This window comes from Desulfofundulus sp. JL263-se (genome assembly GCF_056316025.1).
Genome location: NZ_CM149993.1, coordinates 676,342 through 692,302, shown reverse-complemented (window position 1 = coordinate 692,302; position 15,961 = coordinate 676,342). Strand labels below are relative to the sequence as shown.

The window sequence follows — 15,961 nt, the reverse complement described above, 5'->3', positions numbered from 1 at the left end:
ATGGAAAATGCCAGGGCGCTTAACGAAAGGGTACGTAACATAATCAGGGAAATCAGTAACGAAACCGGAGGTGAAATTAAAAAGGACCTGCTGGAAGAACTGGAGGAAATTATAAAAGAACATTCCCACATGCAGGCCCACAAATTACTCCTCGCCCTGCACCAGGCAATTAAAAAAATGTGAAGAAAGGGGGCATCCCTTTGGAACTGAAAAAAAACAATTCAAATGAAAATATGGAACAAATTCTCCTGGAAATATTAACGGGACTGCAGAATAAGTTTTTTCAGCCATTAATAGATGAAAACCGGCGGCTGACATCAACCATAAATAAAATAAACGAAAAACAGGAAAAAGTCTTCTCCGAGTTACAAGAAAGGATAGAGCGGCTGGAAAAAAAGATAGAAGAGAACCCTGTCACTATATTATCGGCCATAAGAGATGCCATCAACCAAAGTTGCGGGGGAAGCGAAAATGGCTCAAATTAACCAGTGTAATGTAGGGGATGCAGTACAATCACTGGCCGACTCCATTCAAGAAAGGTTGGTAAAACCTTCAGAGAAAAAATTTATATCTCTATTAAAACAAACCAGGGAAGAATTGAATAACCGTACCCGGGCCACGGAAGAACAAATTAACAGCCGCGTGGACGAACTGGCCAGGATGGTGGAAGAGATGCAAAAAAAACAAGAAAGAATGGGGTTTCTCTGCCTGACACTGAGCCTGGCCGTGGTAGTAAGTATCGTAATTCAGATAGTCTAGGCATTTAACACTGAAAGGAGCTCCACCATGTCCCCGGGCAGCGGGCTGCTGGTCAATACTTCCCTGCCGGTGCGCGGTGACAGAAACTTCAATTCTGCCGAATGCAAGGCTTGCCTGGCAATAAACCTTGTTTCCCCGCCGTAGAGAGAATCTCCCATAAGGGGAAATCCCAGGTAAGCCAGGTGTGCCCTTATCTGCTGGGTTCGGCCGGTTTCCAGCTCAAGCCTGAGAAAAGTGGCGCTAGCAAACCTTTTTAATACCCAAAACCTTGTTACAGCCCTTTTACCGCCGGGGCTTACCGTCCTCTTTCCCCCGCCGCCAGGGTCCGGGGCTATGGGAAAATCTAACACTCCCTCATTTTCATTTATTTTACCCTGCGCCACCGCCAAATAGCGGCGGCGCATAATTTTTGCCTTCATTTGTTCAACCATTCTGTAATGGGTAAAACTGTTTTTGGCAATCATTAATAGCACGGAAGTATCGCGGTCAAGTCGAAAAACAGGCCGAAAGCGGGCTGACATCCCCTGTTGGGCCCACCTGTATAAGACCGCATTGGCAACGGTGCCGCTTTTCTCCCGGGACACGGGATGAACCAGCATGCCCGGCTCCTTATCCACCACCAGCACGTCCTCATCCTCATACAGTACCTTTAGCGGCATTTTTTCCGGGATAATCCAACTTTCTTCCCGCTCCCTGAGGACCACCCTTACCCTGTCATTTTCCCGGCCGCTGTCCTTCAGCCTGACTGTCTTCCCGTTTAGAGACACCCCCTGCCAGCGCTTCAGCTTTCTTATCATTCCCCTGGAAAAGCCGTACTTGCTGCGCAAAATATTTTCCAGGGGCCTGCCTTCCTCTTCCTTAGACAAGGCAAATTCCAAAAATTCACTTTTCTCTTCCATCTTCTGCCTCCTCGCATGACAATAATATATATAATAATATTATGTTAACCCGAAAACCACCCTTTTTTTGCTTTCCCCACCCCCAGCAGCTGGTCTTTATTTTGTAAACAGGATAAAGTATATTTTTAAAAGAATATTGTTTAACAGATCCTGCACTTTATCAGCGAAACAAACAAAGCCGGGGGAGGTTTTCTTTTGCAAGACAAACAGTCAAAAGAACAACTGACCGGTATCCTGTATGCTGCAGCAGCGTATGCCCTGTGGGGTGTATTGCCGGTTTACTGGAAGCTAATCCGCCATGTGCCCGCCCAGGAAATACTGGCGCACCGAATTGTCTGGTCCTTTGTATTTACCATTTTACTGATCTCCAGCACGGGTAAGCTCAGGTCGTTCGGCAGCGAGCTGCGGCAAATCCTTTCCCACCCGAACAAGCTGATGGGTATTGTGGCCGCCTCCATTATCGTCAGCTACAACTGGTTTACGTACATTTGGGCTGTAAGCAACGACCGCGTCGTGGAAGCAAGCCTCGGGTACTACATCAACCCGCTGGTTAGCGTTCTCCTTGGAGTCATCGTCCTGAGGGAAAAGCTTTCTTTCTGGCAGATCATTGCCATCATCCTGGCTTCCATTGGAGTGCTGAACATGGTCTACCATTTTGGGGCCGTCCCCTGGGTCGCCCTGGTGCTGGCGCTAAGTTTCGGCCTGTACGGGCTGGCCAAGAAAAAGGTCAGCGTGGGAGCGGTAACAGGAATCACCTTAGAAACCCTCATCATTTCTCCTTTCGCACTGCTGTTTCTGCTGCACGTTCACAATAACGGTGGCGGAGCTTTCGGGCTGCAGTCCCCGGTGGTCTCGGGGCTTTTGGCCGGGGCCGGCGTGGTGACGGCCGTACCCCTTATTCTGTTCGCCGGCGGCGCCAAGCGCCTGCCACTTTACATGGTCGGGCTCCTGCAGTACTTAGCCCCGACCCTGATGCTGTTATTGGGGGTTTTTCTCTACCACGAACTCTTCACCGCCGTACACCGGGTGTCCTTTACCCTTATCTGGGCCGCGCTGGCTATCTTTTCGTTTTCCAAGACGCCGCTATTTCTCCAGCTGGAAGGGTTGCTGCGCAAAAGAACTCCACTAAAAGCCGGCAAAAGGGCTTGAACTAAAAGCCGGGTTTCCCTGCCAAAGGAAACCCGGCTTTTTTGCTTACTAAAATATAGGTTCTGAAATTAAATTTTCGTAAAAAATTGGGCGTTGAAAAGCCCGGCCTAATTTATATCAAATTTTACTTTATTCTTTCAACAACCATAGCTATGCTTGGCCCACCGCCAGCACAAAGCGAAGCAACTCCAAATTGAGCATCGCGCCGGGCCATTTCATACAGCATTGTCACGATTATACGTGCACCCGTGCACCCAACGGGATGCCCCAGTGCAATGCCGGAACCATTAGCATTTACTTTATCCATGTTCAACTTCAGTTCTTTGTTGACGGCGAGAAATTGAGCGGCAAAGGCTTCGTTAATTTCAAAATAATCTACGTCCTGGAGTGTCAAACCGGCAAATTCTAGAGCCTTGGGAATTGAATAGGCAGGACCGATACCCATGATTTCCGGAGGGACGCCCACAGAAGCCGATGAAACAATACGGGCTAGCGGTTTTACCCCCAGCTCCTTCGCTTTTTCCCGGGACATCAGTACCAGAGCAGCCGCCCCGTCATTAATACCGGAAGCGTTAGCGGCGGTAACCGTTCCATCAAGTTTGAAGACCGGTTTCAATTTGGCCATCTTATCCAGTGAGGTATCAAAACGAGGGTGTTCATCGGTATCCAATACCTTTTCGCCTTTTTTATCTTTATGAACCACAGGTACGATCTCATCCTTAAACTTACCATTTTTTATTGCTTCCGTGGCCCTTTTATGGCTTAAGTAAGCCAGCTCATCCTGTTCAGTGCGGGAAATATTGTACTTGGCGGCCAGGTTTTCCGCCGTGACCCCCATATGGTAATTGTGAAAGGCATCGATAAGGGCATCGTATAGCATGGAATCATAGATGGTGGCATCGCCCATGCGGTAGCCCTGCCTGGCCCGGGGTATTAAATAAGGGGCCCGTGTCATGTTTTCCATACCCACAGCCAGACCGGTATCCGCACGTCCCAGGGCGATTTGTTCATAGACAATCTCCGCGGCCCGCATTCCGGAACTACAAAGTTGGTTAACGGTAGCCGCAGGAGCGGCAACGAGTATGCCAGCTTTTAGCTGGACCTGTCTAGCAGGGTTTCCTTTGGTTCCGGAAGAACAAACCATACCGGCAACAACTTCCTCAACCTGTTCCGGAGATATTCCCGCCCTTTTGATAGCCTCTACGGCAGCAACTACTCCCAGGTCAACGGCTGGAATATCTTTAAACATGCCCAGAAAATCCCCGATCGGTGTCCTGGCAGCAGATACAATAACCACTTCTCTAATCAATTAAAACACCCTTTCTTAAGTCGTAATAGTTTCTTCGTTACAATCACCGGAATATCTTTTTCTTCACAAGATATATAATCCACAGATAGCCCGGCAACAATTATTGTTTTGACCTGTAAATCAGGCCTGGTAGCACAATCCGATTCACACCCGCTTAATATCAAAAGAGCAACTACATCTTTATCTGGAATTACAAATTGATAGTCCGGTAGACATGCGGCTAACTTTTTAAGTACTTTTTTACTGTTTATTACCGGGTTGCAGTTTCCGCAATATTTGACTCCAATTTTAAGCATCTCGGCACCCCCTCAAAGAGTGCCGGACAGGTACCTTTGCATTACATCTATTTTTGAAGCGAGGGCAATTTCTACTATACATTCCAAGCAGGATAAATTTGTATTTAAAAGTTTTTCAATTTTACTAATCCTGTAACGTACCGAATTAGGGTGAACAAAAAGCTTTTCAGCCGTCAAAGAAATGTTACAGTTATTCTCGAGGTAAATGACTAACGTTTTGTACAATTCGGTTTTATTCTGTTCATCGTAACTTATTAACTGCCCCAATTTTTGTTTGTAGAAATCACCTAGCACCTTTTCCATTTTTAAATCCCTGCACATGGCATACAAAAATCTATAAAGTCCAAGGTTATCAAATTCAATAAAGGAACCTTGTTCATTAAATGTCATTCCCAGCTCAAGACAAAAACTAACCTCCCGGTATCCCATCCCCAAATTATAATCATTGCGCGTCAATGATTGACAGGCTAAAAAGAGCTTGCTACCTTCAGGGATTTCCAAACTGGTTTTTTTATGAACTTGCCGCATCAACTTAGCGGTTTCTCTGGAATCTTGATTTTCAATATTAACCAGTAAAATATGCTTATTGTTGTGGTACAAATATAAAAAATTTTTACCCAGTATTTGTTCCAAATTACTTTTTAAAACCCGGGTGAGAATCTCTTTTAGTACCTTGCCGTTTGTGACAAAAGCAGCTAAAAAAACCAGGTGAGGCTGCAGTAAATTTCGACCCCAAACCCGCGAAGCTAATTCCAACTTTTCCTTTTCCTGATTTACATTAAAAAGGAGGTCAAAGATAAGCTCGTTTTTATACCTTTGTTCCACGGCGGATAACTGTTTCAACCGGTTAAATTCCAAAGCAATTACGTGAGCAGTCGCCTGTATAAAATCAACCGTTTTTCTGGAAAAACTTTGCGTTATGGCAAGCAAAAAGGCAACATTTCTCTTCTTCTGCACAACCGGTACTACAATGCAATTGACATTCAAACCATTGACCAAAACATTAGCTTTTTCCGGCCATGCTTCCCCATTGGGCATCTTATACTGTTCCATGGCGCAAAAAGCAAGAGTCAACTCCACCTTGGGAGATTGATCATAGCCGGCACAAGAAATTACATCTCCAGAAGGAGAGATCAATAAAAGGGGTCGATTTATTTGTTTACAGACGGCTGCCAGAATCTCATCTATATTGCTTCCATTTAATAACATATCTATTAACTGCTGATAAACGGTTCGCTTGTACAATAATGCCCGGATATGTTTAGGTACATCGTTATCTTTAATTAAGTTCACATTATTCTGTTGTGGCACGTGTACACCCCCTTTGTCGACATAATTGGACAACATGGAAAATAAATGATAAAATAATAGGGTAAATAGTATGACAACTTTAAAAAATTTCTTTTTTCAAAAAATTAATAAAGCAAAGGAGATGCCAGCCTAAATTTCCTTGTTTTTAGAGGAATTAGGTCGCTCGCCTGCACAAAAAATTCTTTATTTCCGTGCAAAAATGCAGCTCAATTGTGCAGATCTGCACGACGGGAGGGGGTGGACATGGCGTCCAGTACTTTTACCCTTTGGGGCAATAAATTTAACCCTTCTGCACCTTCCTCTTCAAACAAAGCTAAAAAAAGCGGTTCTAGTGATCAGGAGGTTACTCCCAGCGGCATAGACGAAACTATCGGAGGGGAAGATATATACGGGCTGTGGGTCACGAACGGGAAGGGTTATAATATAGCAGCTAGTAAAACCTATGAATTATTAAGCGGTCTGGAGACTAAAGAGTTCATTGGTCTGCACATTAGCGAATTGGTTAGACAAAGGGTAATTGATAATTCTGCAACCTTAAAGGTCCTGGCAGAAAAGAAACCCATAGTGATTCCACAAACCATATTACCTAATAGGAGAAAACTGCGTGCTTATGGCACCCCCATTTATGATAACAATGGTAAAATGGTTTTTATAATAACCACGGTAAAACCTATAATCACTTCACATGAAGAACAGGCATCTACCACCGGCCAAATTTATATTGAAGGCATAGGCACTATTGTATCTGAAAGCCCCGCCATGCAAAACGTGGTAGCTAAAGCTGTACGGGCATCGTGCTCAGACGCAACCATCATCATTACCGGTGAGTCAGGTGTCGGCAAGGAAGTTATAGCCAAATTGATCCATTATATGAGCCAGCGCAATAAAGGACCCTTTGTGAAAGTAAATGCCGGGGCAATACCAACGGAGTTGTTTGAATCGGAGCTTTTTGGCTATAAAGCCGGAGCATTTACAGGAGCGGCGCGGAGCGGGAAAAAGGGTCTGGTTCAAGCTGCCGACGGGGGAACGCTTTTCCTCGATGAAATCAGTGAACTCCCAATTTCCATGCAGGTCAAGATTTTAAGGCTGCTGCCAGAAAAAGAGTATTTTCCTGTAGGAGCAACTGAACCGGAATACGCTAATGTCAGATTCATTGCAGCTACAAACCGCGACCTGCGCAAGCTGGTTGCAGAGAGAAAATTCCGGGAAGACCTTTTTTACAGGTTAAATGTCATTCCTATCAATATTCCTCCCCTGCGGGAAAGAAGCGAAGATATTATTGCTTTAATCAGTCATTTCTTAAAAAAAATGCACAGGAACCACCCCGTGGAAAAATACTTTACACCTGACGCCCTTGAATCATTACTCGCTTATGATTGGCCCGGGAATGTGCGGGAACTGCAGAATATCATTCAACGCCTCGTCATTCTTTATCCGGATAGGAAAATAACCCGCGACATCGTGGAAGAAGAGTTGGACGCTCTAAATATACCGCCAAACTTCAAATTTAATACTTTCGAATTTTCAAGCTTGAAAAGCGCCGTGGAAGAATTTGAAAAAAAATTAATTTCCAAGGTAGTAAATGATGCTAATTCTTTAGAAGAGGCGGCCCAAAAACTGCGCCTGCACCGTACTACTTTGGTTCGCAAAATGCAAAAATACGGGCTTTAAAAAAATGGAGCCAGGCCTTGAAAAACTTGTCCTGGCTACCTTGTTACCTCTTTTTATTTTCAAGTCATGTATTATTGAAAATGAGTTTTATAGTATGGTCCAGCCACCATCAACATAAAGAACAGTGCCCGTGATAAAACTTGCTGCATCAGAACCCAGGAAGACTGCCGGGCCGATGATTTCCTCCGGCTCACCGAGCCTTTCCATAGCATTTCTACGTTTTACATCTTCATACCATTCTTTATCTTCCATAACCTGGCGGACTAATGGCGTTTTCATGTAGGCCGGGGCAATGGCATTGACTGTTACACCATATGGAGCCCATTCCAACGCCAGAACCTTCGTCAACTGATTTATCCCGCCTTTACTTGTAGCATAGGCTACCTGCCTTTTCATGGCCACTGAACCGAAAATTGATGACATATTAATAATTCTTCCCCTGCGCTGTTTTACCATTACTTCACCAACCGCCCTGCAACACAAATAAACGCCATTGAGGTTTATATTGATAACCCTTTGCCACTCTTCGTACGTCAAATCTAATGCTTCCTTTCTTACATTAATTCCCGGTACGTTATAAGCTATATCAATCGATCCAAACTTATCCAGGGCAAACTGAACCATTTTCTTAACTTCATCCGCATCTGCCACGTTTATTTGCAAACCAACGGCATTTCCGCCCATCTTGGTTATTTCTTCAATGGCCTTATCAGCTGCATGGCGAGGACTTCCCACGGCTACCACGTTCGCCCCATAAGCAGCTACTCCTATTGCTATCTGCTGTCCCAGCCCGGAAGCCGCTCCCGTAACTATAGCAGTTTTACCTGATAAATCAAACAGGTTTTTCATAGGTCGCATGTCCCCCTTTCAAAGATTATTTGAAAGCTCATGACCTTTTTAACTATAATTATAGAATCCCCGCCCGCTTTTTCGACCTAAATGGCCGGCCCGTACCATTTTTCGCAATAAAGGACACGGGCGATACTTGGAATCCCCGGTTTCTCTATATAAAGTTTCCATTACCGAAATATCCAACCCAATCATGTCGCAAAGGGCTAGTGGGCCAATGGGATGGTTTGCACCCAGGCGCATTCCCTTGTCTATATCTTCCTTTGAAGCAATTCCTTCCATTAACACAAATATAGCTTCATTTAACATGGGCACCAGTATCCTGTTAACGGCAAACAACGGAGCTTCCTCCACGCAAATAGCCTCTTTGCCTAAACTTTCCACCAAGGCCGCCGCAATCTTAAAAATTTCCTCATCGGTTTCCGAGCCCCTTACCAATTCCACTAGTTTCATCACCGGCACGGGATTGAAAAAGTGCATGCCGATCACCTTGTGAGGACGTCCGGTAGCGGCAGCTATCTCGGAAATACTCAGCCCCGAAGTATTTGTAGCCAAAACGGTATCAGGCCGGCAAACGCTGTCAAGTTCTCTGAATATTTCTTTTTTGATATCCATTTGCTCTACTGCAGCTTCAATAACAATATCACAAGAGGCCAAGGAGAAAATGTCGACGGTACCGGAAAGTCTGGCCCAGTGGCACTAACCTCATCTTCCGTACGCTTGCCCTTTCTTTATCCCTTTCCAAATTTTTTTTAATAACATTGAGGCCCTTATCTACAAATTGGCGGTCTATGTCTCTAATAATAACTTTATACCCAGCCTGGGCAACCACCTGGGCAATACCGGAACCCATAGTGCACACCCACTACGCCAATATCACCCTTGTAGCAAAATTTTAAATATTTTTCACCACCACCAGCCCTGATACAAGCCAATAACAAGCGCGGTGAGTGCAATTGTCAATATACTGCTTCCGGCAATGAATGTATAATCTGACCGATTAACTATAAACAAGGGTTTTTTCGGGAAGAATATCGGTTTTAACCTAGCTATAGCCTTTTTCTCTTCTTCACTTTGTTTGGTAATACAGCTCAAGATGATGGCTAACCCGAAACCGATAATTATGCCCCAAATGCTGGGATGCGGCTGAAACCACTTGAACTTCGTCCACGTAACTACAACAAAAACACTAATTGGCACGCTGGCCCACAGAGTCCACTCCGCTGCTTTGGCTGTAAAGCGATCCCAAAATAATCCTAAAATTAACGTGGGGAAATATCCAAACGCCAATATCATTCCTGTTATGGTACCTGCTATTACTAACAACCACGGCCGCATGGCCGCCACTGTAACCGTAGCTATAGCAACAACTACCATTGCGTAAACGGTAACTTTGATAACTTTTTTGTCATCTGCATTCGGGTTAATTATTTTTTGGTATATGTCCCTAGCAAACCCCTGAGCACAGGTAAGGAACTGGGCATTAGCCGTTGTTGTCCCCGCACTGAAAGCACCAATCAGGTAAATTACACCCAAAATGGGTGGCATAATCTTTAAGCTGGCATGAACTGCCAGGTAATCGGGATCCATTGTGCCCGGCTCAACCACGTTGGTTATAGCTACAAATCCCAAGAAGAGGATAAAGGTCATTACGAACCCGCCAATTAAAGTGGCAATACCACCCTTTAATATTTCCTTGGTATCCTTACAAATAAATGAACGTGCCAAAAGGTGGGGAGCAACACCAAGAATGATGGCCCAGGAAATAATATTTCCAATCAGGCTGCCCGTCGTCATTCCCGACTTACCCACCATGGTCCAGTACTGTGCACCATGAATGGCGCTGGCTCCGGTAATAGCTGCTTCCACTCCTCCTACCATTTTAATCATGATAATGGGGAAAATAATCCCTGCAACAATGAAGAAGAAAAATCCCGCTATGTCGGTAACTACTACGGACCACATACCGCTAAAGATCAAGCAGAGCAGTAATAGACCCAAAAAAATTAATATGGAATAAAAATATGGAATATTAAACAATTGTTCAAACATAATCGCACCGCCCACGACCTGCAGCACAATATAGAAATATAACCCCACTATCAAGGCTAATACAGCCGCACTTCTCACCCTATTACTGGCAAACCGCTCCCCAAAGAAGTCGGGCACTGTAAGGTACTCTGCCCGCCTTAAAGCCGGTGAAACCAAAAATGTACATAACACAACGCCTATGGCACTACCAATGTAAAATGACTGTACGGCAAAAGGTCCCCAACCGTTCCAAACCAAACCCGGACCACCCATTAGAGTCCACATGCTGACCCAAGTGGCCAACAAAGTGCAGGCAAAAATGGGCCAGCCGGCAACCCTGCCGATAACATAATAATCAGCGAGATTACTAACATACCTTCGAAATATAAAACTCATGATTAACAGAAAGACCATAAACCCGAAAATCGCTGCAGGGTAATACCACTCAACCATAAATTTCCCCCCCTTAGACCTTATAGGTTAATAGATTTCTCTTTGCTTTCAAGACTGTCTTCAAGCTTCCATAATTTACCTATGTTTTGAGTACCTTTTGTTTTTAACATTACATAGAAAATGAGAATTGAAGCTAACATAATGGCCGTAAATATAAGTGGAGTAATAATCGACCAAATACCTGGCAGCGCTTGTTGCATCCTATCACCTCCTACGGTTTTTACTTTTTAAAACTTCTTTCTCGCAAAACATTTTTCATCACCTTTCCATTGGGGTTCTTGGGCAGCTCGTTCAAAAATTCAACATACTTGGGTACTTTATACTTGGCTAATCGCTCTCTTACCCAATCACGCACTTCCTCTTCCGTAAGGGATGTCCCGGGACGCGGCACTATGAAAGCCTTGACAACCTCACCGTATACTTCGTCCCGCACACCTACCACTGCAGCTTCCATCACCTTGTTATTAGCGTAAAGAACATCTTCCACCTCGACACAGAAGATTTTTTCACCGCCGCGGTTAATCATATCTTTGATACGGTCCATGATGTAAACGTAGCCTTCTTCGTCGATTTTGGCTATATCACCGGTATGCAGCCAGCCGTCAACAATGGCTTTTCGGGTGGCTTCAGGGTTTTGCCAGTAACCGGGCGTCAGATTAGGTGAATTGATTAGTAATTCTCCCTCAGTATTGGGCGGCAGTTCTTCTCCGGTTACAGGATCAACAACTTTGCATTTATTGACAGGGAAAGGCAACCCAACTGACCCCAACTTCCTGAGGGCATCTTCCTTGGGCATGCAGGTTCCCGGAGATGCAATCTCCGTAAGCCCGTAAGTATTATGCAGTTCAATTTGGGGCAGCCAGTCCCTGAGCATTTTTATAGTCTCACCGGACATAGGAGCACCGCCAAAGCCTGCCACCCGGAAGTGGGAAAGGTCGTATTTTTTGTGTTCGGGATGCATTAACATCATTACATATATGGTGGGCACCACAATCATACTGGTTACTTTTTCTTCTCCCATAATGCGCAGTATTTCTTCCGTTTTGTACATGGGCATAAGGACAATGGTGCAACCCAAGTTGATGTAAGTCAGTAATTGAGCATACAGGCCAGTTACATGGAATAAGGGTACGGCAATTACCGTCCTGTCATCGGAAGAGAGTTCATAAATTCTTTTATAACTGATCATTGTATGGATAACATTAAAATTAGTATTCATGGCACCTTTGGGTAACCCCGTAGTACCTGATGTGTACATGATAAAGGCCACATCGTGTTCATCAATTTGCTCCGTAACAATCTCCGGCGCATCGGTACTAATTAAATCGAAAAACGATCTGGTACCTTTTATCTCCTTTCCAACCACGAAAAATTCGCGGCAGTTGGTAATGGAATTTAAAATGGGTTCAATATTTACCCACCAGCTGTCATTGAGCACCAGAATTTCAGCACCGGAGTTTTTAATCATAAACTCCAACTCGTTACTTTTAAGCTTGGTATTCAGGGGAACCACAATACCGCCCAATTGCGCTACAGCATATAGACTGATAACAAAGGGAATGCCATTGGTCAGCAAAAGGGCTACCCGGTCGCCCTTTTTAACGCCATACTTGTTGCGCAGGGCGTAGGCCATATTATTTACCCGCCTGTTTAGCTCACCGTAAGTGACACGCTCGTCCTCCGCTACCAGGGCCACCTTGTTAGAAAAGCGCCGGGCACTGTTTTGCAGTGTTTCAATCACCGTTTTAGGGCGATCGGTGTAAACGTTAACCGTCACCCCATTGATAGTCTCTTCAACGATCCCTTCGGTATACTTGGGAGCCCATAAGTCTTTACCCGACCAAATCAAGAAAGAACCCTCCCCTTAGTTAATCAATTTAAAAATTTATAAATTTTTAAATAATTCTTGACAAAAAATTATTCAGACTCTGGTATGCCCGCAAGTTTAAATGCCAGGCATTTCTTATGCTCTAAATTGGACTGCCTCAGAATGACCACCCTTTGTGTTTGGGGCGATCCGGCACCGTGCATGCTTTCCGCCAGGGCAGTTCCGCCGGTCATGTTTTCCACCAGCCGTGCAAGTCTCACCCTATGTTCCGTAGGAATACCAGCCACACCCCGGTAATATTTTTCCAGGTAGGGACCGGTTTTCGGATTGCGAAAGTCTTTTTCCGAGGGCAGGGTAGCAATGAACCCACCCGCTATGTCGTGAGCTAACCGGCAAATTTCATAAATATGACGGGTTACATTCTGTTTCAGTACATTGGCAAGCAAAGGGTTTACAAAATATGCACCGGAAGGTGTTTTCCGCCCCTCAACTGAGCACGCAATGGAACAGCAGTATAAAGTTTCACTCAAGTGGGTCATTTCCACAATCTTATCTTTTATGTGAGAGGTCTTGGCCACGCCGTTGGCTTCAGCCAGCGCCAGGGTGGCACCGATGATTATGTCACTTACCCCGCACTTACATGCCCCGTAGTTCTGCCGGTGATAACAGGCAAACCTTTCTACCAGCGCCCCGGCAAACTGGTATTCACCGCACATGAAAACTCTTTCCCAAGGAACGAATACATCTTCCAAAATTGTCAGTGCCTCGCCGCCAACTACACCATACTTGGCGTTACCGGTATCTATCTCACCTTCCAGGCGGCGCTCGTCATTGGTTTGGCGACCAAAAACATGAAAGACACCGGGAGCATCAACCGGTACGGCACAGGAGACGGCATAGTCTTTGTCTGCTTCAGTTAGAGCTATGGTGGGCATAACAAGCATGTAGTGTGAATTTACAATGCCGGTCTGGTGGGCTTTGGCTCCCCTGATCACTATGCCTTCATCTGTTTTCTTCACTACTCTCACATACATATCCGGGTCTGCTTGCTGGCTGGGGGGCAGGCTTCTGTCTCCCTTGGGGTCGGTCATTGAGCCCGCTATCATGAAATCATTTTCTTGTAAGTACTTTAAAAATTCCACGAAACGATGGTGATAATCGGTACCTAGAGCCTGGTCTATTTCATAAGTCACCGAGTACACGGCATTCAATCCATCAAATCCTACGCACCTTTGAAAGCAGGTTCCGGTACGCTGGGCGATCATCCGCAGCATTTTTATCTTTTTAACCAGGTCTCCGGTGCTCTGGTGAATATGGGTAAACCGGTTTATTTTCTTTCCTGTCAAGTGGGATTTTGCTGTTACCAAATCTTCAAACTCAGGTTCGTGAGCCATATCATAGGTAACCGCTGCTGCATTGATATGGGGACGGAAAAGAGGGTGGTCTACAAAGTTTCCGATTTTTTCTCCAAAAGCGTAAATTTCGGTATTTAGTTTTCGAAGACTTTCAATGTATTCCGCGCCTGTCATCATAAACATGCACCCCTTAACTTTGTATTTGTCCCTTTTTCAAAAAAGTGTTTTAAAATATTCTGAACCCAGGTATGTCCAGCCTCTGTAACGGGCAACAAAAAGCAGGGAGGTATTTTGTATATTTTTATAAATCGAGCAAAAAGATAAACGTCCTGCCGCATAAAAAACCCCGGGCAAAAAAATGCCCGGGGTTTTGACCTTTTTCGGCTTACTAAGAACTAGAAATTTTCATGGACCCGGCACTTCTATTGTGATGTTTCCTTATCTCCTTCCAACGGCTTGCCGGTGGGGGCAAACCTTCCGCTTTTTCCAATTTCTTCCATGAATCCCAATCCGATAATGCCGGCCGGCAGTGTCACCATGCCCCACCCCCCAGCATGGAAATAAACGCCCCCAGCACCTTACCCAAGGGGGTGACGGGATTCAGTACCTGTAAAATCCTGAAAAGCCTGACCAGCCGCAAAAACCGCAAGTCCAGGTTGACAAACAGCGGCAAATGAAAAGAAAGTAGGGCCAGCAGGTCAATTAGGGCCATGGATGTCACGGCATACCTTAAACGCCCTGTAAAAGAGGATGCGTATTTCTCGTTCAAGTTGCAGGTCCAAAGCCGTGCAATATATTCCACCGTAAAAACGGCAACAGAGAAGAATGCAAAGGTCTGAAAGTAAGCGCCGAAAGCACTTTGTACCATTTCCAATATTACTCCAGAACGTTTAATAAGATAAGTGTAATTATAAACAGGTCAAAATACCGGCTGAGCTTATTACCGGAACCGGGAGTCTCCACTATGTCGTAGACCCACTGCTTAAATTTCACCCCAGCTACACCTCAATGAAATCAATATATCCTTTACTCTACCTCCATCTCGGCCACTGAATCCACAACTGCATCGGCCACGGCCTCCAATTGTTCTCTAAGGCATACCCCGGTAAGTACCCCTATTTTCCCGGCCAGCCCGGCTTTTTCTCCCATACACATATCGGTAACATTGTCTCCCACAACCACCGCCTCCCGGGGCTCCACCCCCAACAGCTCACAGGCCAGCAGGGCCATATCCGGTTCCGGCTTGGTGTTTTTTACCCGGTCGGCGCCAACCACCGCCTGAAAGTATGAGGAAAGGCCCAGGAAAGCCAGCGTATTCTCTGCCCTCCTGGTGGTGTCGGCGGTAACCACCGCCATTTTCACCCCTTGCTCTTCCAACTTCCGCAAGACTTCTTCCAGTCCCGGAACGGGATAAGTAATGGCCGGCCAGTCAACCTCTGTTTCAGATGCCTTGACCACCGCAATAAATGTATCCCTTGCTTCCGCCAAATCCACGCCATGGCAGGCCAAACAATCGGCAATGGAGTCCCTCACGGCAGCCATGGACCCGGAAGCCATAGCCCCGCCGGGATCTATCCAGCGCTTCGCCAGGCTAACACCTATGGCCTCTTCAAACTGGGCAATAATTTTTTTAGTCAGCTGATATTTTTTTATAAGGGCGTTAAAAACATAATCTATCCAGACCAGCCACATATTTTTGAAGTCTATCAAGGTACCGTCCTTGTCAAATAACACGGCACGGCAGCCGGTATGAAAATCTCCGGCCTTAATAACTGCCACAAACCGGTCCCTCCCTACATGAAAATACACATGCAAACCAATAAAAGAGCTCCCAACCGGCCATACTAACCCTAAAGGAGGCAATACTTTGAAATACGAAGTCAAAGCCGAGGTAGATGAAAAACTTTCTGCCGATCCCAGCTATATAGTGCGTTATCAGGTTTTCAAAGGCGAAAATTTTATAGGAAACGGAATAGTACAGTACCACCGGTAGGCCAAAATAAACGACATTCCCCTCACCGGCATACCCGGAGAGCAGGAGTTAAGCGAAG

The 15,961-nt window shown here is 45.4% G+C and carries 17 protein-coding genes and 1 pseudogene; 6 read left to right on the top strand and 12 right to left on the bottom strand.

Annotated elements, in window-relative coordinates; genetic code table 11:
• The 3 genes from ACX4JR_RS03535 to ACX4JR_RS03525 are packed head-to-tail and all read left to right on the top strand — an operon-like array spanning nt 1 to nt 759.
• Nucleotides 1–183 carry a hypothetical protein gene (locus tag ACX4JR_RS03535; protein ID WP_476059676.1) on the top strand — a complete coding sequence of 61 codons (183 nt, stop codon included), beginning with the start codon at nt 1–3 and terminating at the stop codon, nt 181–183.
• A 17-nt stretch (nt 184–200) separates the two neighbouring features.
• Nucleotides 201–485 carry a hypothetical protein gene (locus ACX4JR_RS03530; protein ID WP_476059675.1) on the top strand — a complete coding sequence of 95 codons (285 nt, stop codon included), beginning with the start codon at nt 201–203 and terminating at the stop codon, nt 483–485.
• Nucleotides 472–759 carry a hypothetical protein gene (locus ACX4JR_RS03525; RefSeq protein ID WP_476059674.1) on the top strand — a complete coding sequence of 96 codons (288 nt, stop codon included), beginning with the start codon at nt 472–474 and terminating at the stop codon, nt 757–759. The genes ACX4JR_RS03530 and ACX4JR_RS03525 overlap by 14 nt, the downstream gene beginning before the upstream one ends.
• Here ACX4JR_RS03525 and ACX4JR_RS03520 read toward each other — a convergent pair.
• Nucleotides 756–1,658, bottom strand: a complete 903-nt coding sequence (locus ACX4JR_RS03520) for an RluA family pseudouridine synthase (protein ID WP_476059673.1) — start codon at nt 1,656–1,658, stop codon at nt 756–758. The two genes, ACX4JR_RS03525 and ACX4JR_RS03520, sit on opposite strands and share 4 nt — an antisense overlap.
• 195 nt (nt 1,659–1,853) lie before the next feature.
• Between ACX4JR_RS03520 and rarD the strand changes: the two genes are divergently transcribed.
• A complete protein-coding gene (gene rarD / locus ACX4JR_RS03515) occupies nt 1,854–2,807 on the top strand; it encodes an EamA family transporter RarD (RefSeq protein WP_476059672.1) in 954 nt (317 codons plus the stop codon).
• Nucleotides 2,808–2,931: 124 nt separating this feature from the next.
• Here the strand turns inward: rarD and ACX4JR_RS03510 are convergent, their stop codons facing one another.
• From ACX4JR_RS03510 to ACX4JR_RS03500, 3 genes are read right to left on the bottom strand one after another with little or no spacing between them, the layout of a single operon-like run.
• On the bottom strand, nt 2,932–4,113 hold the full coding sequence (locus ACX4JR_RS03510; RefSeq protein ID WP_476060460.1) for a thiolase family protein: 1,182 nt from the start codon (nt 4,111–4,113) through the stop codon (nt 2,932–2,934).
• Nucleotides 4,113–4,412 carry a hypothetical protein gene (locus ACX4JR_RS03505; protein ID WP_476059671.1) on the bottom strand — a complete coding sequence of 100 codons (300 nt, stop codon included), beginning with the start codon at nt 4,410–4,412 and terminating at the stop codon, nt 4,113–4,115. Before ACX4JR_RS03505 ends, ACX4JR_RS03510 begins: the two co-directional genes overlap by 1 nt.
• A 12-nt stretch (nt 4,413–4,424) precedes the next feature.
• Nucleotides 4,425–5,723 carry a PucR family transcriptional regulator gene (locus tag ACX4JR_RS03500; protein ID WP_476059670.1) on the bottom strand — a complete coding sequence of 433 codons (1,299 nt, stop codon included), beginning with the start codon at nt 5,721–5,723 and terminating at the stop codon, nt 4,425–4,427.
• Nucleotides 5,724–5,966: 243 nt separating this feature from the next.
• Between ACX4JR_RS03500 and ACX4JR_RS03495 the strand changes: the two genes are divergently transcribed.
• Entirely contained in the window at nt 5,967–7,394 is a 1,428-nt protein-coding gene (locus ACX4JR_RS03495) for a sigma-54 interaction domain-containing protein (RefSeq protein WP_476059669.1), read from the top strand.
• Nucleotides 7,395–7,481: 87 nt separating this feature from the next.
• Here the strand turns inward: ACX4JR_RS03495 and ACX4JR_RS03490 are convergent, their stop codons facing one another.
• The 8 genes and pseudogenes from ACX4JR_RS03490 to ACX4JR_RS03455 all read right to left on the bottom strand — a co-directional run bounded on the left by ACX4JR_RS03490 (nt 7,482) and on the right by ACX4JR_RS03455 (nt 15,689).
• Nucleotides 7,482–8,243: an SDR family NAD(P)-dependent oxidoreductase gene (locus ACX4JR_RS03490; protein WP_476059668.1), complete on the bottom strand. Its 762-nt coding sequence runs from the start codon at nt 8,241–8,243 to the stop codon at nt 7,482–7,484.
• A 48-nt stretch (nt 8,244–8,291) separates the two neighbouring features.
• Nucleotides 8,292–9,096 (bottom strand): annotated as a pseudogene (locus ACX4JR_RS03485) (3-hydroxyacyl-CoA dehydrogenase NAD-binding domain-containing protein).
• A gap of 53 nt (nt 9,097–9,149) precedes the next feature.
• Complete coding sequence (locus ACX4JR_RS03480; protein WP_476059667.1) at nt 9,150–10,727, bottom strand: sodium:solute symporter family protein; 1,578 nt, start codon at nt 10,725–10,727, stop codon at nt 9,150–9,152.
• A gap of 20 nt (nt 10,728–10,747) precedes the next feature.
• Nucleotides 10,748–10,927: a hypothetical protein gene (locus ACX4JR_RS03475; protein WP_476059666.1), complete on the bottom strand. Its 180-nt coding sequence runs from the start codon at nt 10,925–10,927 to the stop codon at nt 10,748–10,750.
• A gap of 20 nt (nt 10,928–10,947) precedes the next feature.
• Nucleotides 10,948–12,576, bottom strand: a complete 1,629-nt coding sequence (locus tag ACX4JR_RS03470; protein ID WP_476059665.1) for a class I adenylate-forming enzyme family protein — start codon at nt 12,574–12,576, stop codon at nt 10,948–10,950.
• 68 nt (nt 12,577–12,644) lie between these two features.
• Nucleotides 12,645–14,093, bottom strand: a complete 1,449-nt coding sequence (locus ACX4JR_RS03465; protein ID WP_476059664.1) for a 4-hydroxyphenylacetate 3-hydroxylase family protein — start codon at nt 14,091–14,093, stop codon at nt 12,645–12,647.
• Between the two features lie 349 nt (nt 14,094–14,442).
• Complete coding sequence (locus ACX4JR_RS03460; protein WP_476059663.1) at nt 14,443–14,778, bottom strand: ion transporter; 336 nt, start codon at nt 14,776–14,778, stop codon at nt 14,443–14,445.
• 158 nt (nt 14,779–14,936) lie between these two features.
• Nucleotides 14,937–15,689, bottom strand: a complete 753-nt coding sequence (locus ACX4JR_RS03455; RefSeq protein ID WP_476059662.1) for an HAD family hydrolase — start codon at nt 15,687–15,689, stop codon at nt 14,937–14,939.
• 88 nt (nt 15,690–15,777) lie between these two features.
• Between ACX4JR_RS03455 and ACX4JR_RS03450 the strand changes: the two genes are divergently transcribed.
• Complete coding sequence (locus tag ACX4JR_RS03450; RefSeq protein ID WP_476059661.1) at nt 15,778–15,903, top strand: hypothetical protein; 126 nt, start codon at nt 15,778–15,780, stop codon at nt 15,901–15,903.
• Nucleotides 15,904–15,961: the final 58 nt, after the last annotated feature.

Excerpts from the sequence above, each read along its gene's own strand:
- ACX4JR_RS03535 (WP_476059676.1), top strand. The coding sequence starts at position 1 with ATGGAAAATGCCAGGGCGCTTAACGAAAGGGTACGTAACATAATCAGG.
- ACX4JR_RS03525 (WP_476059674.1), top strand. The coding sequence starts at position 472 with ATGGCTCAAATTAACCAGTGTAATGTAGGGGATGCAGTACAATCACTG.
- ACX4JR_RS03520 (WP_476059673.1), bottom strand. The coding sequence starts at position 1,658 with ATGGAAGAGAAAAGTGAATTTTTGGAATTTGCCTTGTCTAAGGAAGAG.
- ACX4JR_RS03505 (WP_476059671.1), bottom strand. The coding sequence starts at position 4,412 with ATGCTTAAAATTGGAGTCAAATATTGCGGAAACTGCAACCCGGTAATA.
- ACX4JR_RS03495 (WP_476059669.1), top strand. The coding sequence starts at position 5,967 with ATGGCGTCCAGTACTTTTACCCTTTGGGGCAATAAATTTAACCCTTCT.
- ACX4JR_RS03490 (WP_476059668.1), bottom strand. The coding sequence starts at position 8,243 with ATGAAAAACCTGTTTGATTTATCAGGTAAAACTGCTATAGTTACGGGA.
- ACX4JR_RS03480 (WP_476059667.1), bottom strand. The coding sequence starts at position 10,727 with ATGGTTGAGTGGTATTACCCTGCAGCGATTTTCGGGTTTATGGTCTTT.
- ACX4JR_RS03475 (WP_476059666.1), bottom strand. The coding sequence starts at position 10,927 with ATGCAACAAGCGCTGCCAGGTATTTGGTCGATTATTACTCCACTTATA.
- ACX4JR_RS03465 (WP_476059664.1), bottom strand. The coding sequence starts at position 14,093 with ATGTTTATGATGACAGGCGCGGAATACATTGAAAGTCTTCGAAAACTA.
- ACX4JR_RS03460 (WP_476059663.1), bottom strand. The coding sequence starts at position 14,778 with ATGGTACAAAGTGCTTTCGGCGCTTACTTTCAGACCTTTGCATTCTTC.